Raw genomic sequence first — 17,108 nt, 5'->3', positions numbered from 1 at the left:
CGTGGCCTCCGACTACTTCGACGGGGCCGTGCCCCGCGTGCTCGCGCACCGCGGACTGGCGCTGGATGCACCCGAGAACACCCTCCTCGCGTTCGCCGCGGCGATCTCCGCCGGCGCGGGGCACCTCGAGACCGATGTCCGGGCGACGCACGACGGTGCGGCGGTCATCGCCCACGACGCGTCCCTCTCGCGTGTCGCGGGTCGCGACGTGGCGGTGGGGCAGCTCACGATGGCCGAGTTGCGACGGATCGACCTCGGCCACGGGCAGGGTTTCCCTTCGCTGGAGGACGCGCTCGATGCGTTTCCCGAAGGTCGCTTCAACATCGACGTGAAGGACGAGCGCTCCGTCGACGGCACCGTCTCGGCCATCGCCCGCACGGGCGCGGCGTCGCGTGTGCTCGTGACGAGCTTCTCCGAGCGTCGACGCCGCAGGCTCGCCCGGCTCGTTCCCGGCGCCGTCACCTCCGTCGGCGCCGCGGGCGTCCTCGCATTCCGCGCTGCGGCGTCGCTGCGCTCCTCCTCCCTCGCCGCGCGGGCGCTCCACGGCGCACGGGCGCTGCAGATCCCCGAACGCACCGGACCGATCCGCCTCGTCACCCGGCGGCTCGTCGATGCCGCGCACGCGCTCGGCGCCGAGGTCCACGTGTGGACGGTGAACGAGGCCGACGACATGGTGCGCCTCCTCGACCTCGGCGTCGACGGCATCGTGACCGACCGCGCCGACATCGCACTCCGCGTCATCGCCGACCGAAGCTGAGAATTCCCCGCGAAACCTCAGGCTTCGGAAAGGGAACGCCCAGCTTGATCGTTGAGACTGTCAGACGATCGAGAGGAGAACGCCATGGCGGATCGGAGCCTTCGGGGCATGCGAATCGGTGCGCAGAGCCTGCAGAGCGAAGACGGCGTGGTGTTCGCCGACCGCGCCGAGTACACCTACCAGTGCGAGACCTGCGGCCGTGACACGACGATGGTCTTCTCGACCGAGGCCGAGATCCCCGAGACGTGGGAGTGCCGCCACTGCGGTGCCTCGGCCGTGCTGCTCGTCGACTCGAAGCCGGTCGAGATCGACCGATCGGGTGAGAAGATCGCCCGCACGCATTGGGACATGCTGCTCGAGCGTCGCACCATCCCCGAACTCGAAGAGCTGCTCGAGGAGCGCCTCCAGTACCTGCGCGCGCGTCGCGGCGGCCAGAAGGTCGGCGCCTAGTCCTGCTCGACGGGTTCGGGTCGCGCGGTGCGCTGTCGCGCCATGACGCCGGCTGCGATGAGCCCGATGATCGCCCCGGCGACGATCACGATCGCCACCCATGAGCCGAGCACGACCGACGGCGTCAAGCCGCGACGCAGTTCGACGTCGGTGACCATCGCCCCGGCCTCGTAAGCCGGGAGTGCGTCGATCGTGCGCCCCGACGGATCGATCACCTGGCTGGTGCCGACCGTCGAGATGTTCACGACGGACCGACCCGTCTCGATCGCACGGAGTCGCGCGATCGCGAGCTGCTGCTGATTCTCGTCGGTTCCCCTGAAGTCGGCATTGTTCGTCTGGAACATGTAGAGCTCGGCGCCGTCGCGGGCTCCCTGCCAGATCACCTCGTCGTAGATCACGTCGAAGCAGATCGCGAGACCCGCGACGGCGTCGCCGAGGTCGAAGACGGGGGCGTTCACGCCGGGCGAGTATCCCCGCTGCACGAGCCCCGTGAGGTCGGGCACGATCGCGTCGTAGAACCAGCGATCGGGGATGTACTCGCCGAAGGGCACGGGGTGGCGCTTGTCGTAGCTGTCGACCGCGCCTTCGCCGCTGCGCCAGAGGATCGACGTGTTGAAGAACTCGTCGCCCCGCGTCGTCACCGTGTTCAACACGATCGGCGCGTCGAGGCGACGCCCGAGCGTGTCGAAGATCCCCGCGGTCGCCGGGCTCCGCGTGGGGTCGAGGTCCGACCCGCCCTCCGGCCAGAGCAGGACATCGATGCCCTCCTCGTCGAGGATCGGCTCCGTCGCCTCGAGCTGTGCGGCGAGCACGTCGCCGGGCTGACGTTCGTCGAAGTACCCGGACGGTCCGTTGCCCTGCACGCTCGCGACCCGGAGCTCTCCCGAGGCGGTCGTCGGAAAGGCGGGAGCCATCACCGCGACGATCAGCAGCGCGACGACGGGGATGGCCGTACGCAGGTCGCGCCAGCCCCGCAGGCGCACCCACTCGATGACACCGGCCACCAGCGCGACCATCACGAATCCGAGTCCGGTCGAGCCGATCCAGGCGACGACCTCGGCGAACGGACTCTGCGACTGGCTCAGCGCGGCGCGACCCCAGGGGAAGCCGCCGTACGGCATCGTGCCCGCGGCGGTCTCGCGCACGATCCAGAGCCCCGACACGAGCAGCGGCAGCCAGACGAGCCTCGTCCATCGCGAGTCGCTCGCCCGCGGCACCCAGCGGTACGCGAGCGCGATGAGCACGGCGCCGCCGGCCATGAAGAACGATTCGAAGATCGAGAGCGCGAGCCACGGGATCGGCCCGAGGTAGAGCGAGGTCCACGAGACGTGCGGCAGGTAGAAGGCGAGTCCGAAGACGAAGCCGACGAGCGCGGCGCTCCACGCGCTTCGGCCGATGAGCGGCAGGAGGGCGAGCGCGATGCCCGCGAACGCGAGGGGCCAGGCCGACACGTCGGGGAACCCGAGGTCGTAGACGAATCCGCCGACCGCGGCGACGATGACGGCTGCCCACAGCGGCAGCGGAAGCAGGCGTCGTGCAGGGGTGGATGGCACCAGATCAGCCTAGGCGACTCGGATCAGGCGACCGTGCCGTAGGCGACGACACCGCGTCGTACCTCATCGATGGCGGAGCGTGCCGTGGCGGCGAGCTCGGCGTCGGCGACGATCGAGATCTGGTCGAGCAGGTCGATCACCTGCTTCGTGAGCCGCACGAAGTCGCCGGCCGCGAGCTCGGTGTCTTCGAGCACGCCCGCGAGCGCACCGCCCCGGGCCCAGCCGTGCATCGCCGAGGCGAGCGCGGGTGACGGCTGCTCGCTCGACGGCAGGCGATGATCGCGTTCGAGGTCGTCGAGCGCGCTCCACACGTCGAGCGTCTTGTCGAACGCCTCGCGGAAGCCGCGTCGCGGCAGCCGGTACTCGACCCCGCGGTCGTCTCGTCGGGGCTCGTAGACGAGGGAGGCGGCCATCGCGGCGATGCCCGCGACGTCGAGGCCGTCCCAGAGCCCGAGGCGCAGGCACTCGGCGACGAGCAGGTCGCGTTCGCCGTAGATCCGCTTGAGGACGCGGCCGGCCGACGTCGAGACGAGGCGGCCGTCGCCGTCGACCTCGAGATAGCCGAGCGCGGTGAGCACCTCGGACACCCGATCGAACCGCTTGGCGACCTGCCCCGTCCGGCTGCGGATCTGCCGGGAGAGATCGTCGTGCTCCTGCTTGAGGCGCCACCACCGCTCCGCCCAGCGCGCGTGCGACTCGCGCTCGGCGCAGCCGTGACAGGGGTGGGCGCGCAGGCGCTTGCGCGCGTCGGCGAGCTCTCGCTGCAACCGCTCGCGCTCGGCGTGCGTCGGGTTGCCCTTCGAGGACTGGCGCTCGAGCCGGCCGATCTCACGGCGGATGCCCGCGTACTCGGCGAAGTCGCCGAGATGGCAGCGCATCGCCTCGTCGTAGCCCGACATCGACTCCTCCTGCTTCCGCAGGGTGCGGGCGAGGTCGACGACCGCGCGGTCGGCCTGGAACTGCGCGAACGAGAGCTCGAGGATCTGCCGGGTGCGCTCACGACCGAATTGGTCGATCAGGTTCACCGCCATGTTGTACGTCGGACGGAAGCTCGAGTTGAGCGGATAGCTGCGTCGGGAGGCGAGCGCCGCGACCGACTCGGGGTCGAGGCCGTCGACCCACTGGATGACGGAGTGGCCTTCGATGTCGATACCGCGCCGGCCGGCACGGCCCGTGAGCTGGGTGTACTCCCCCGGAGTGATCGGCACTCGGGCCTCGCCGTTGAACTTGTCGAGCTTCTCGAGCACCACCGAACGAGCCGGCATGTTGACGCCGAGAGCGAGCGTCTCGGTCGCGAACACGACCTTCAGCAGCTTCTTCTGGAAGAGCTCCTCGACGATCTCCTTGAACGCCGGCAGCATGCCCGCGTGGTGCGCGGCGACGCCGCGCTCGAGCCCTTCGAGCCAGTCCCAGTACCCCAGCACCGCGAGGTCCTCGTCGCGAAGCATCCTCGCCCGTTCTTCGACGATGGCGCGGATCTCGGCGCGCTCGTGTCCCGCGGTGAGCCGGATGCCGGAGCGGAGCACCTGGCGTACTGCCTGATCGCAGCCCGCACGGGAGAAGATGAACACGATCGCGGGGAGCAGGTTCTTGCCCTGCAGCAACGCGACGACCTCGGGCCGATCGAGCCGACCGCCCTGCTGGGCCTGGTGGAACCGGCCGCGATCGCCGCCCCGGCGCCCGCGGGCCGAACGCTGCCCGAGCGACCGGCCGCCGGCCCGCGCCAGTTGCTTCAGTTCGGGATTCACCCGGTGGGTGGCGGCCTGGCCCGACGAATCGAACAGCTCGACGAGCTTCGAACGCACGAGCACGTGCTGTTCGAGCGGCACCGGGCGGTCTTCGGAGACGATCACCTCGGTGTCGCCGCGCACCGCCTGGAGCCAGTCGCCGAACTCCTCCGCGTTCGACACGGTCGCGCTCAGCGAGACGAGGCGCACCTCCTCGGGGAGGTGGATGATGACCTCCTCCCAGACGGCGCCGCGGAACCGGTCGGCGAGGTAGTGCACCTCGTCCATCACGACGTACGCGAGGCGGTCGAGCAGCGGCGAGTCGGCGTAGAGCATGTTGCGCAGCACCTCGGTCGTCATGACGACGATGCGCGCGCCCGAGTTCACGTTGGTGTCGCCCGTGAGGAGCCCGACTTGGTCGGCCCCCCAGGTGTCGCAGAACTCCTGGTACTTCTGGTTCGAGAGCGCCTTGATCGGGGTCGTGTAGAAGACCTTCTCGCCGCGCTCCTGCATGGCGAGGTGCACGGCGAACTCGGCGACCACGGTCTTGCCCGCACCCGTCGGAGCGGCGACGAGCACGCTGCGCCCCTCGTCGAGCGCCGCGCAGGCCGCCGCCTGGAACGGGTCGAGGTCGAATCGCATCGAAGCGGCGAAGTCGGCGAGCCGCGGCTGCCGTCGTTGTTGGCGCGACCGCGCGTAGCGCTCGGCCGGCGAGAGGCTCATCACCCCTCCAGCCTAGACAGCGACGAACCTCAGACCGCTTCGCCGAACTCGGCGATGTTGCGACGTGCGACGCGCTTGTCGTGCAGGTTCGCGATGAACCAGGCGGCGAAGTACAGCACGATCATCGGGATGGCGAGCATGAACATCGAGACCACGTCGGCCGACGGCGTCGCGATGGCGGTGAACAGCACGATCACGAGGATCGCGACGCGCCACGACTTGATGATCGCCGCCGCGCTGATGACGCCGGCGAAGTTCAGCAGCACGATGAAGACCGGTACCACGAAGGCGACGCCGATCGCGATCACGAGCTTCAGGACGAAGTCGATGTACTCCTTCGCCGTCAGCAGCGACATCGCCCCTTCGGGCACGAAGCTCGTCATGAGCTTGACGATGTTCGGCAGCACGAACCAACCGGCCGCGCAGCCCGCGAAGAAGAGCGGGATCGCCGTCGCGAAGAACGCGAGCGTGAAGCGGCGCTCCTTCTGATTGAGCCCCGGTACGAGGAAGGCGAAGATCTGGTACAGCCACACCGGGCTCGAGATCACGAGGCCGAGGGTGAACGCGATCTGCAGGCGCAGGTCGAACGCGCTCGAGATCGTCGGGAAGACGATCGCGGTCTCTGCGCTGTGCCCCTGCGCCTCTGCGACGCGCACGACCGGCTGCTGGATCGCGTCCCAGACGTAGAGATCGGTCAGCACCCATCCGGCGACCATGCCGACGACGATCGCGATCGCCGAGATGAAGAGGCGCTTGCGCAACTCGACGAGGTGCGCGGCCAGAGACATCCGCTTCTCGCGGTTCTTCTCCCCGCGATCTTTCACCGCGGTCATCTGTGTCAGGCGCTCTTGCCGGAATCCGACTCCTCGGACTTCGGCGTGTCGTCACCGGCGGCGGCAGCGTCGCCGTCGCCCTTGTCGGAGCGCACCTCGGTCTTGAGAATCTTCATCGACTGCCCGAGGCTGCGGGCGAGCGCCGGAAGCTTGGGGGCGCCGAACAGCAGCAGGATGACCACGAGGATGATCAGCGCGTGCCAACCGGTGAAGCCTTGCCACATAGGTTTTCGTCCGTTTCTCGGGGGATGTTGGCGACAGTCTACCTGCCGGAGGTTTCTGCGAGGTCACGGCTGTGGACGGATGCCCCGGTCGGACCGTCGGGTCCGACGCGGCGATCCGTACTCAGTGACCGGATGCCTCGTCGTCAGCGTATCCGGCGAGCCCGGCGGTCGCCCAGCCGGCGACCGCCGCCCGCGCCTCCGCGGGCGAGACGACGGTGACGAGCCCGGGAAGTCCGGCGACGAGCCGCTTGAGCCCGTGCACGTGGGCCAGTCGCAGGGTGACCCTGAGTCGCCCGTCGACCTCCTCGGACTTCGAATCGGCCAGATAGTCCGCGAGGAGCGGCAGCGCTTCGGGGAGCGCATCGACCACGACGTCGAAGTCGCTGTCGGATCCCTGGAAGAGGGTGTCGGGCACGACGGTCTCGGCATGCTCGCCGATCGGAAGGTCGGAGACCACGAGGTCGCTCATGCGGTCGACGCGGAAGTTGCGGACGTCTTCGCGCGTATGGCAGTAGGCCTGCAGGTACCAGTCGGCGTCCTGCGAGAGGATGCGAAGGGGGTCGACCCGGCGACGCCCCGCGACCCCGACCGCGTTGCGGTAGTCGAACTCGAGCTGCCGTCCGTCGGCGACGGCCGCGCGGATCGCGGCGAGCGACGCGTCGCTCTCCGACTCGGCGACGGCGAGCCTCGTCGGTGCCGCCGAGGCGCCGGCGGTGAGCTTCTGCATGAGGGCGCCGAGCGAGGCGCTCCCCGCGTTCTCGGGCAGTGCGGAGAGGTACTGCAGTCCGGCGATGAGCGCGGCCGCCTCGCGCGCCGAGAGGCGCGGGGCGTCGTCGATCGCGACGTGGTGCACGATGACGATGACGTCGTCGTCCTCGAACGCGTCCCAGTCGATGTCGAACAGGTCGTTCGGCTGGTAGGTGCCGGTGGCGCCCGGCAGCCCCGATGTCGCGATGAGTCGGACGGCGTCGCGGATCTCGTCGTCGGTCACGCCGAAGTGGGCCGCGGCGTCGGGCACGTCCACGACCTGCTGCTCGAGCAGGTACGGCACGAGCGAGAGCAGGAACACCAGCTTGTCGGAGGCCTTCAACGGCTTGCGTCGCGACTCGTTCATCGTTCGCTCCTCCCGCGGTGCGCGTCGGCGACGAGGCGCAGGCGATCGCGCACCGCCTGCCGCAGCGACGCCGGGCCGAGCACGCGCACCTCGGGCCCGTACGCGGCGAGCTCGTCGGCGAGCACCGCCTCGTCGGTGTAGTGGAGACGGATGACCCCCGCGTCCTCGTCGCCGTCGACGGCGCGCTTGCCGAGACGGACTTCGGCGTCGCTGCCGGCGGTGACCGCCAGGTCGGCGACGTTCGAGAGGCGCAGCGCGTCGAGTTCGGCGATCACGCGGTCCTGGATGCCGGGCGGCGGCGCATCGAAGGTCGAACCGGCGACGGGCTGGACCTCGCCGACGATGCGGGAGAGCAGGAACGTGCGGGGCTCGTCGACATCGCGGTCGCGGGCGTGCAGGTGCCAGCGGCCCTCGTGCAGCACGACGGCGAGCGGGTCGACGGTGCGCACACGCGGCTCGCGCTCGCCAGGCTTGAAGTACCGGAAGCGCACGGTCTGCCGGCGATCGAGCGCCTGACGCAGCGGCTCGAAGGCGGCGTCGCGCACGCGCAGGCGCGGTGCGTAGCCGATGACGGGGTCGCGCGGCTCGATGCCCAGCGAGCGCAGCTTCGTGAGCGCGCGCTGCGAATCGGCCGACACGGATGCCTCGCGCCAGACCTCGGCGGCGAGGCCGAGCAGCGCCAGCTCGTCGGGGCTGAACCGCACGGCCTCGGGGAGCTCGTACTGCCCCTTCGGGATGCGGTAGCGCAGCGACTGGTTGTCTCCTGGGCGATCGGGCGACTCGACCGTCTCGAGCGGGATGCCGAGATCGCGGATCTCGTCCTTGTCGCGCTCGAACTGGCGCTCGAGGTTCGCGTTCGAACCCGAGGCGTCGTAGCGTTCGGCGTAGCCCCGGACGGTCGAGAGGATCTCGGACTTCAGCAGTCCGGTCTCGGTGGCGACGAGCGCCAGGACGAGGCTGAACAGCCGGTCCTCGACCGGAACCTTCGCTGCACCACTGGGTTCTGTTCCGGCCACACGAGCGATCATACTGAACCGCCGGCGCCGCTCGGGCGCCGGCGATCGGTCACAGGACTCCGAGAATGTCGACGACGTAGAACTGGGCCGAGCCGCTCGCATCGTCACCTTCGGGGGCCACGATCACGCCGATCTGCGATCCGGCCTTCTGGCCGACGAGCTCCTTCGTGACCGCGGGGGGAAGGCTTCCGCCCTGGCCGCCGTCACCGGCCACGGCCGTGACGGGGGCACCGTCCTCCCAGGTGGAGCCGGTCACCTCGTTCGACTCCCAGTCGACCGCGGTGTACTGCACGACGACCTGGTCGCCCTCTTCGACGACCTCGCCCGATCCGGCCTTCAGCGTCTCGACCTCGCTCTGCTCCGGCGCGGGGCTCTTCGGGACCGTGATGCCGGGGCGGCCGTCGGGAGCGAGCACCACGGCGGGGAAGCCGTCGCGTGTGAGGCGGGGGCTTCCGTCGGCGCGCGACGGGAATGCGCGCTGCACGTCGATCACGAAGACGAGGCTGTCACCGGGGTTGACACCGATCTGCGGGTTGCCGTTGGGCCCGAACGCGTCCTTCTCGGGCACGACGACCGCGACCCGCGACCCCTCGCGGGCGCAGGTGAGGCCCTTCTTCAGGCCAGTGAGCGATTGGTTGGTCACGACGAGCGGAATCGGCTCCTCGTCTCCGAATCCGGTCACCTGGATCTCGTCGCCGGTCGCGCCGTTGTACACGGCGAGGCCGGTGAGCGCGAGCTGACCCTCCTCGAGGTACGGCCCCTCCCCCGCGACGATCTCGGTGCACTCGGTCTCTTCGGGCATGAGCGGCGTCGGGAACTCGACCTCGGGGCTCGTACCGAAGTCACCGGTCACGTCGATCGTGTCGGACGACCCGCCCGGCGCGGCCTCGGGCGCGGGTGCCTGGGTGGCGCAGCCGGAGAGCGCGACGGCGACGAGCGCGGCCGTGGCGATGAGCGCGAGAGACGAGCGCACAGATCCTCGATTCTTCATGGGTCGCTGAGGGGCGATGAAAGCCTACCCGTCCGAGACGGGCGACTCCTGCTCGGGGGTTTCGAGGTCGCCGGCCGACTCGGAACCGGCCTCATCCGAACCGGCGGACTTCCGTGCCGCGGCGTCGGCCGCGCGAACCCGCTTGCGCAGCGCCTTGGCGCTGACCTGGCGTTCGCCGAGGGCGCCCGGCGTCCACGCCTCGACGTCCTCGTCGCTGAACTCGGTCTTCGACGGACGTCGCTTGAGCTCGGGCAGGACGGTGCCGGGCGCGAGCCGGCGCGCCGTGATGAGGAACCCGGTGTGGGCGATCATCCGGTGGTCGGGTCGCACGGCGAGACCCTGCACGTGCCAGCCGCGCACCATCGTCTCAGAGGACTGCGGTTCGGTGTACTCGCCCGTGGCGCGGATGGCCTCCGCGACCCGCGACAGCTGGGTGACGGTGGCGATGTAGCAGAGCACCACTCCGCCGGGCTTGAGCGCACGGGAGACCTCGTCGATGCACTCCCACGGCGCGAGCATGTCGAGCACGACCCGGTCGACCGAGCCCTCGTCGACGGTCTCGGGCAGCGCCTCGGCGAGGTCGCCGAGCGTGATCGACCAGTTGTCGGGCACCGCACCGTGGAAGGTCGCGACGTTGCCGCGGGCGACGTCGGCGAACTCCTCGCGACGTTCGAACGAGTGCAGGCGGCCGCGTTCCCCGATCGCGCGGAGCAGCCAGAGCGAGAGGGCGCCGGAGCCGACGCCCGCCTCGACGACGGTCGCGCCGGGGAAGATGTCGGCCTGCGCGAGGATCTGCGCGGCGTCCTTCGGGTAGACGATCGCGGCGCCACGGGGCATCGACATCACGAAGTCGCTGAGCAGCGGGCGAAGGGCGAGGTACTCGATCCCGACCTGGTTCGCGACGACCGAGCCGTCGGGGAGGCCGATCAGGTCGTCGTGCGCGATCGGCCCCTTGTGGGAATGGAAGAGCTTGCCCGGCTCGAGCGTGATGGTGTGCATCCGGCCCTTGGGGCCGGTCAGCTGAACGCGGTCGCCGACCCGGAACGGCCCACTCTGCTCGCCTCGACTCGTGGTCATCTGGTCGCCTCCCGTTCGCCGACGAGCGCCGCGACATCGGCCACCGTCATGCCCTCGAGCGTCGGCCAGAGCACCGTCGACGACACGTCGTCGAGCTCGAGGATGTTGGGCACGCCGACGGCGATGGTGCCGGCGTCGTAGGCCGAGGTGAGGCCGGCAGGCGAATCCTCGAACGCGACGCAGTCGGCGATGTCGACGCCGAGCTCGGCCGCGGCCTGCAGGTACGGCTGGGGATGCGGCTTGGCATGCTCGACCGAGTCGCCCGTCACGATCGCGTCGAACGCCGTGAAGGGGATCGCGGAGATGATCTCGTCGGCCATCGAGCGCAGCGACATGGTCACGAGCGCGGTCGGCACGGATGCCTCGCGCAACGCGAGGAGCAGCTCCCGGGCGCCGGGCCGCCAGGGCACGCCGTGCTCGGCGAGCATCTCGGCCACTCGATTCGTGAGGCGCAGGACGATGGTGTCGGCGTCGAGGTCGACGCCCTTCGCCTGGAAGACGCGGGCGGATTCCCACAGGCCGCTGCCGACGAGGGCCAGCGCCTCGTCGTGGGTCCAGGTGCCGCCGAAGGCTTCGACCAGCTCCTCCTCGGCGGCCATCCAATAGCGTTCGGTGTCGACGAGGGTTCCGTCCATGTCCCAGAGGACGGCGGCAGGCAGGCGTGAGGTCACAACGCCCAAGTCTACGGGCACGGCCTATTGTGGAGGGGAACCCGGACGACCGGGGTGGGAAGCGGGGCACACGGAGTGATTCAGCCGGCCGGATTCGAGGGCCGAAGGCTGCTCGTCGTCGCCTTCGAGGGCTGGAACGACGCGGGCGAGGCCGCGAGCGGCGCCGCCAAGCTGCTCGCCGAGCGGCTCGGCCTCGTCGAGGTCGCCGCCGTCGACCCAGAGCTCTACTTCGACTACCAGTTCACCCGCCCGACCGTGGTCGTCGGCGACGACGGCGTCCGCAGGCTCGAGTGGCCGGGCGCCGCGATCCTCGGTCCGAGCGGACCGGCCGATGTCGACGAGCCGGTGACCGGCCCCGGGGCATCCGGCCTGCACGTGCTCATCGGAGCCGAGCCGGCCCGCAGTTGGAAGGGCTTCGCCGCCGAGCTCATCGACGCCGCGCTCGCCGCCGACATCGACGGCGTCGTGCTGCTCGGGGCGATGCTCGCAGACGCCCCTCACACGCGCCCGCTCACCGTGTTCGCGTCGAGCGAGAACCCCGAGGTCCGCGAGGCGCTCGGCGTCGAGCGCTCGACCTACGAGGGGCCGGTCGGCATCCTGAGCGTGCTGGCCGACCGGGCCGAGCGCCTCGGCATCCCGACCGTGTCGCTGTGGGCGTCGGTGCCCCACTACGTGCACAACGCGCCGTCGCCCAAGGCCGTGCTCGCCCTGCTCGGCAAGCTCGAGGAGCTGACCGGCCTGTCGATCCCCCGCGGCACCCTCGAGACCGAGGCGCAGGCGTGGGAGGCCGGGGTCGACGCCCTCGCCGCCGACGACGAGGAGATGGCCGGGTACATCGCCCAGCTCGAGCAGGCGCGCGACGCGGTCGACGCCCCCGAGGCGAGCGGCGAGGCGATCGCGCAGGAGTTCGAGCGCTACCTCCGTCGCCGCGGCGACGGACCCGAGGGCCGTGCCGACGGGCGCGGTCCCGCGACGCCCTGACGGCTGCTTCCCCGCTGCCGGAATCACGCCGTCGTGGACGCCTCGGTCGAGGCATCCACGACCGGCGTCGACCTAGACCGGCTGCAGCGTGCCGTTCGCGAGCAGGAAGAAGAGCAGCCCGCCGACCACGATGCGGTAGATCACGAACGGCAGGAAGCTGTGCTTCGAGATCCAGCTCATGAAGAACGCGATCACGAGGATGGCCACGACGAACGCGACGACCGTCGCCGCCGCGGTCTCGAGCGGACTGTAGACCGACGGCTCGTCGAGGCTCTTGACGAGCTGGAACAGCCCGCTGCCGAACACGGCCGGGATCGCGAGCAGGAAGGCGTAGCGGGCCGCTGCGGCGCGTTCGTAGCCGAGCAGCAGGCCCATCGTGATCGTGCCGCCCGAGCGCGAGACGCCGGGGATGAGCGACAACGACTGGGCGAGTCCGAAGAGCACGCCGTGCGGGTACGTCAACTGGTCGAGCTTGCGGCGCTTGGCTCCGGCCCAGTCGGCCAGGCCGAGGATGATGCCGAACACGACGAGCATCGTCGCCGTGATCCAGAGCGATCGGAGCACCGTCTCGATCTCGTCCTGGAAGAGCAGGCCGAACACCACGATGGGGATCGAGCCGATGATGATGAGCCAGCCCATGCGGGCGTCGGGGTCGTTGCGGGGCACGCGCCCGGTGAACGAGCCGAACCAGTGCGACACGATGCGCACGATGTCGCGCCAGAAGAACACGACGACCGCGGTCTCGGTGCCGAGCTGGGTGATCGCGGTGAAGGCCGCCCCCGGGTCCTGCGCGCCCGGCAGGAACTCCCCGAGGATGCGCAGGTGGGCGCTCGAGGAGATCGGGAGGAACTCGGTGAGGCCCTGGACGAATCCCAGGATGAGCGCTTCGATCACGTGGTGCATCCGCCTTCCGCCTCCGCGGAAGTCGGAGGTCTCAGCTGGCCTGACGTGGGTGGCCCGATGGGCCGCCGCGCCGTCGACTCGCCGGTCAGTACTCGAGGAGCAGGTCGCGAAGGACCCGCCTACCGAAGACTAGTGCGTCGAGCGGCACCCGCTCGTCAACGCCGTGGAACATCGCAGGGAAGTCCAAGCCTTCGGGCAGGCGCAGCGGGGCGAAGCCGTAGCCGGCGATGCCGAGGCGACTGAGCGCCTTGTTGTCGGTGCCGCCCGACAGCAGGTAGGGGAAGACCGGCGCGCCGGGATCGTGGGTCTCGAGCGAGCGCTTGACGGCATCCACGAGCGATCCGGACGTCGCGGACTCGAGTCCGACGTCGCGGTGCACCACCTCGATCTCGATGCCGTCGCCGACGAGCGCCTGCACCTCCGCGAGCACCGCCTCCTCTTCGCCGGGGAGGGTGCGGATGTCGATGAGCGCCTCGGCGCGGTCAGGGATCACGTTGTGCTTGTAGCCGGCCTCGAGGAGGGTCGGATTCGACGTCGTGCGCAGCGTCGCCGTGATGAATCCCGACGCGGATCCGGTCGCGAGGGCGAGCTCGTCGGGCGACACCTGTTCGGGGTCGACGCCGAGCACCGCGGCGATCTCGGCCAGGAGCTCGCGGGTCGTGTCGGTGAGGCGCATCGGCCACTCGGTGCGCCCGAGCGTCGCGACCGCCTCGGCGAGCTTCGTGATCGCGTTGTCCCGGATGAGCCGCGAGCCGTGCGCCGCGACGCCGCGGGCGACGAGCTTGATCCAGAGCAGCGACTTCTCGCCCGTCTGCAGCAGGTAGGCCCGGCGGCCGCCGACGGTGATCGAATAGCCGCCGACCTCGCTGATCGCCTCGGCGGCCCCGGCGAAGAGCTCGGGGTGGTGGTCGACGAGCCAGCCCGAGCCCGCTCCCCCGCCCGCCTCCTCGTCGGCGAAGAAGGCGATGACGAGGTCGCGCTCGGGCTGCGCCCCGCTGCCGAGGATGTCGCCGAGCGCGGCGAGCATCATGGCGTCCATGTCCTTCATGTCGACGGCGCCGCGACCCCAGAGCATTCCGTCGCGGATCTCGCCCGCGAAGGGGTCGACGCTCCAGTTGCGGGCGTCGGCGGGCACGACGTCGAGGTGGCCGTGCACGACGAGGGCGGGCTTGTCGGGATTGCGCCCGGGAACGCGGGCCACGACGCTCGTGCGCCGGGGCTCGGGTTCGAACATCCTGGGCGCGAGTCCGAGGCCGGCGAGCCGGGCCTCGACGTACTCCGCGGCCTCGCGTTCGCCGTTGGCCCGCCCGCTCCCGTAGTTGGAGGTGTCGAACCGGATCAGGTCGCGCGCGATCACCGCGGTCTCGTCGAGCACTGGGTCTGGGGTCGCGGATGCCTCGGCCATGCGCTCCACGCTAGTCGGTACGGCAACCGGTGCTCGCAGCGATCCCGGAATCGCGAGTTTTCCTGCCGCTCACCCGGGGTTTCGAGGCGTCGACGACCTCGTCGTGGCGGTTTGGTCAATCGGGCTCCGCAAACCGTGCTAATGTCTTCTACGGCCGCTGAGCGATCAGCGGAAACCACGCGCGGGTGGCGGAATTGGCAGACGCGCTAGCTTGAGGTGCTAGTGCCCGTATAGGGCGTGGGGGTTCAAGTCCCCCCTCGCGCACGTGGGTCGAAAGGGCCGGATCGGAAGATCCGGCCCTTTCGCGTTTTCCAGAACGGTTTCGGACGTTCGGCCGAGACGACTTGCCAGTTTCGAACATGTGTTCGAAACTTGAAGGGTGACCCAGGCCGCTCCCCTCCCCTCGTCGACGGCCCGCCTCGAGCGGGTCGACGAGTTGCAGGCGCGCATCCACGGCATGCAGTCGACCCGGCTCGAGACCCGGGCGGTGCCGACCCATGCGGCCTTCACGGGGCTGCTGCCGGGCGGAACCCTGCGTGAGGGCACCGTCGTCGAGGCGCACGGGTCGACCACCCTCGTGATGGCGCTGCTGGCCGGCCCCTCGGCGAGCGGGCGCTGGGCGGCCGTCGTCGGCATGCCCGAGTTCGGGGTCGAGGCCGCGGCCCGGTTCGGCATCGATCTCGAGCGGCTCGTGCTCGTGCCGGAGCCCGGGCGGCAGTGGTTCGCGGTGGTCGCGGCGCTCGCCGACGTCATTCCCATCGTCGCAGTGCGACCGGCCGAGCGCGTCGCCCCTGCCGAGGCATCCCGGCTCGCCGCCCGCCTGCGCGAGCGCGGTGCCGTGCTGATCGCCGCCGGCCCCTGGCCGGGCAGTGACGCGAGCCTCGACGTCGAGGCGAGCGAATGGCACGGCCTCGAGTCCGGCCACGGCCTGCTCGACGAGCGAGAGGTCGTCGTGAGCGCTGCAGGCCGCGGCGGCTTCGTGAAGCGGCGTCGTTCGAAGCTGCGGCTGCCCGACCGCGCGCTCGGGTTCGAGGCGCTGGACGAGGGGCCGGGTGCAGCAGATGCGGCCGGGTCTCCCCCGTCCGGCACCGAGGCGGGGCTGGCCCCCGTGCTCCACGGCGAGTTCCGGAGGCCGGCATGAACCCGGCCTCCCCCACGAGGGCGATCGTGCTCTGGTGCCCCGACTGGCCCGTGTTCGCCGCGGCTCGCGAGGCGGGGCTCGACCTCGACGCGCCCATCGCCCTCACCGAGGGCGGTGCGGTGCACTCCTGCTCGGCGGCGGCACGACGCGACGGCGTGGCGCGCGGGCTGCGCCTCCGCGAGGCGCAGTACCGCTCCCCCGCGCTCACCGTGCTGCCGTACGATCCCGCCCTCGACGTGCGCGCCTTCGAACCCGTCGTCCGACGGGTCGAAGACGCGGTGCCGGGGGTGCAGGTCGTGCGCCCCGGCACGCTCGCGATGCGGGCGCGGGGGCCGGCCCGCTACTACGGCGGCGAGGACGCCGCGGCACGGGCACTGCTCGACACGGCACGGCAGCTCGGCCCCGAGGTGCGGGTGGGCGTCGCCGACGGGCCGTTCGCCGCCGAGCAGGCGGCACGCGCGGTGCGCTCCTCGCCGCACATCGGCATCGTGGCGCCGGGCGGCTCGGCCGAGTTCCTCGCGCCGCTGCCCGTCGGCCTCGTCGTCGACGAACGCACCCGGGTGCTGCTCAATCGGCTCGGGGTTCGCACGCTCGGCGACTTCGCGGCGCTGCCGGCCGACGATGTGCGCCGCCGGTTCGGGGCCGCCGGTGCGTTCGCCCACGACCGGGCCGCCGGCCGCGAGTCCAACGGGGTGGCGGCCCGAACCCCGCCGCCCGAGTTCGAGGTGCTCGCCGAGTTCGAACCGCCGCTCGATCGCATCGACCAGCTCGCATTCGCGTTCCGAGTGCGAGCCGACGAGTTCATCGACCGCATGCGGGCGGTCAGGCTCGTGTGCACGGCGATCCGCGTCGAACTCGACGACGAGCGGGGCGGCCGATCGAGTCGCAGCTGGCTGCATCCGCGCTGGTTCACGCCCGCCGACGTCGTCGACCGGGTGCGCTGGCAGCTGCAGGGAGCCGGCACCGCCGACAGCGGGCTCGCCTCGCCGATCACCGCGCTGCGGGTGATCCCCGAGCGGGTCGACTCCACCGCGAACCACGAGGCGGGGCTCTGGGGGCAGGGGCCCGACGAGCGGGTGCACCACGCGCTCACCCGGGTGCAGAGCATGCTCGGGCACGAGGGGGTCGTCACGGCGGCCGTCGGCGGCGGGCGCATGCTCGCCGATCGGCAGGTGCTCGTACCGTGGGGCGACCGGGCTCCCGAACGGCGCGAGGCCCCGTGGCCCGGCAGCCTGCCCGCGCTCGCGCCGGCGAGCGTGTTCCGCGAACGGCACCCGGTCGCCCTGCTCGACGCCGCCGGCGCCACGGTCGCGATCGATGCGCGCGGCGCGATCTCGTCGCCGCCCGAGACCTTCGCGGTCGGCCGCACCGCACCGGCGCGGGTACGCGCGTGGGCCGGCCCGTGGCCGGTCGTCGAACGCTGGTGGGACGACGCGCGTGCGCGGCGCGTGCACCGGTTCCAGCTCGTCGACCACGACGGCTGCGCGTGGCTCCTCGTGCGCGACGCCGAGGGCTGGTGGGCCGAGGCGAGGTACGACTGAT

The 17,108-nt window shown here is 71.0% G+C and carries 16 protein-coding genes and 1 tRNA gene; 6 read left to right on the top strand and 11 right to left on the bottom strand.

The window, feature by feature from the left end:
* The first annotated feature begins 1 nt into the window (after position 1).
* Positions 2–757 (top strand): glycerophosphodiester phosphodiesterase family protein, encoded by a 756-nt coding sequence (locus tag ACWGPE_RS10825; RefSeq protein WP_452048682.1) that lies wholly within the window; start codon positions 2–4, stop codon positions 755–757.
* 84 nt (positions 758–841) lie between these two features.
* A complete protein-coding gene (locus ACWGPE_RS10820) occupies positions 842–1,207 on the top strand; it encodes an RNA polymerase-binding protein RbpA (RefSeq protein WP_231431037.1) in 366 nt (121 codons plus the stop codon).
* On the opposite strand, the gene lnt is transcribed toward ACWGPE_RS10820, so the two are convergent.
* The 9 genes from lnt to ACWGPE_RS10775 all read right to left on the bottom strand — a co-directional run bounded on the left by lnt (position 1,204) and on the right by ACWGPE_RS10775 (position 11,136).
* Positions 1,204–2,760: an apolipoprotein N-acyltransferase gene (gene lnt / locus ACWGPE_RS10815; protein ID WP_231431036.1), complete on the bottom strand. Its 1,557-nt coding sequence runs from the start codon at positions 2,758–2,760 to the stop codon at positions 1,204–1,206. The two genes, ACWGPE_RS10820 and lnt, sit on opposite strands and share 4 nt — an antisense overlap.
* Positions 2,761–2,783: 23 nt before the next feature.
* Positions 2,784–5,210, bottom strand: a complete 2,427-nt coding sequence (locus tag ACWGPE_RS10810; RefSeq protein WP_452048681.1) for a DEAD/DEAH box helicase — start codon at positions 5,208–5,210, stop codon at positions 2,784–2,786.
* A gap of 29 nt (positions 5,211–5,239) precedes the next feature.
* Positions 5,240–5,998: a twin-arginine translocase subunit TatC gene (gene tatC, locus ACWGPE_RS10805; protein ID WP_231432333.1), complete on the bottom strand. Its 759-nt coding sequence runs from the start codon at positions 5,996–5,998 to the stop codon at positions 5,240–5,242.
* A 50-nt stretch (positions 5,999–6,048) separates the two neighbouring features.
* Positions 6,049–6,267 carry a twin-arginine translocase TatA/TatE family subunit gene (gene tatA, locus ACWGPE_RS10800; protein ID WP_231431034.1) on the bottom strand — a complete coding sequence of 73 codons (219 nt, stop codon included), beginning with the start codon at positions 6,265–6,267 and terminating at the stop codon, positions 6,049–6,051.
* A 121-nt stretch (positions 6,268–6,388) separates the two neighbouring features.
* Positions 6,389–7,381, bottom strand: coding sequence for a helix-turn-helix transcriptional regulator (locus ACWGPE_RS10795; protein ID WP_231431033.1), 993 nt, complete (start codon positions 7,379–7,381; stop codon positions 6,389–6,391).
* The gene (locus ACWGPE_RS10790) at positions 7,378–8,397 is read right to left on the bottom strand and encodes a helix-turn-helix transcriptional regulator (protein WP_231431032.1); all 1,020 of its coding nucleotides are present in this window, start codon (positions 8,395–8,397) and stop codon (positions 7,378–7,380) included. Before ACWGPE_RS10790 ends, ACWGPE_RS10795 begins: the two co-directional genes overlap by 4 nt.
* A 49-nt stretch (positions 8,398–8,446) precedes the next feature.
* On the bottom strand, positions 8,447–9,370 hold the full coding sequence (locus ACWGPE_RS10785) for an FKBP-type peptidyl-prolyl cis-trans isomerase (RefSeq protein ID WP_452048680.1): 924 nt from the start codon (positions 9,368–9,370) through the stop codon (positions 8,447–8,449).
* Positions 9,371–9,412: 42 nt separating this feature from the next.
* Positions 9,413–10,465 carry a tRNA (adenine-N1)-methyltransferase gene (locus ACWGPE_RS10780; RefSeq protein WP_452048679.1) on the bottom strand — a complete coding sequence of 351 codons (1,053 nt, stop codon included), beginning with the start codon at positions 10,463–10,465 and terminating at the stop codon, positions 9,413–9,415.
* On the bottom strand, positions 10,462–11,136 hold the full coding sequence (locus ACWGPE_RS10775) for an HAD family hydrolase (RefSeq protein WP_376930186.1): 675 nt from the start codon (positions 11,134–11,136) through the stop codon (positions 10,462–10,464). Before ACWGPE_RS10775 ends, ACWGPE_RS10780 begins: the two co-directional genes overlap by 4 nt.
* 75 nt (positions 11,137–11,211) lie before the next feature.
* Here ACWGPE_RS10775 and ACWGPE_RS10770 point away from each other — a divergent pair, with 75 nt between their 5' ends.
* On the top strand, positions 11,212–12,117 hold the full coding sequence (locus ACWGPE_RS10770) for a PAC2 family protein (RefSeq protein ID WP_231431028.1): 906 nt from the start codon (positions 11,212–11,214) through the stop codon (positions 12,115–12,117).
* A gap of 72 nt (positions 12,118–12,189) precedes the next feature.
* Here ACWGPE_RS10770 and ACWGPE_RS10765 read toward each other — a convergent pair whose 3' ends face one another.
* Positions 12,190–13,020 (bottom strand): undecaprenyl-diphosphate phosphatase, encoded by an 831-nt coding sequence (locus ACWGPE_RS10765; protein WP_275505808.1) that lies wholly within the window; start codon positions 13,018–13,020, stop codon positions 12,190–12,192.
* 85 nt (positions 13,021–13,105) lie between these two features.
* Positions 13,106–14,425, bottom strand: coding sequence for a M20/M25/M40 family metallo-hydrolase (locus tag ACWGPE_RS10760; protein ID WP_275505807.1), 1,320 nt, complete (start codon positions 14,423–14,425; stop codon positions 13,106–13,108).
* A 179-nt stretch (positions 14,426–14,604) separates the two neighbouring features.
* Between ACWGPE_RS10760 and ACWGPE_RS10755 the strand changes: the two genes are divergently transcribed.
* The 3 genes from ACWGPE_RS10755 (at position 14,605) to ACWGPE_RS10745 (ending at position 17,107) form a co-directional block, all read left to right on the top strand.
* Positions 14,605–14,689, top strand: a tRNA-Leu gene (locus tag ACWGPE_RS10755).
* Positions 14,690–14,804: 115 nt separating this feature from the next.
* A complete protein-coding gene (locus tag ACWGPE_RS10750; RefSeq protein ID WP_452048678.1) occupies positions 14,805–15,566 on the top strand; it encodes a hypothetical protein in 762 nt (253 codons plus the stop codon).
* Positions 15,563–17,107, top strand: coding sequence for a DNA polymerase Y family protein (locus tag ACWGPE_RS10745; protein ID WP_231431024.1), 1,545 nt, complete (start codon positions 15,563–15,565; stop codon positions 17,105–17,107). Before ACWGPE_RS10750 ends, ACWGPE_RS10745 begins: the two co-directional genes overlap by 4 nt.
* Position 17,108 lies beyond the last annotated feature (1 nt).

The organism is Agromyces sp. NPDC055658 (assembly GCF_053618155.1).
This window is presented reverse-complemented; position numbering and strand designations above follow the sequence as displayed.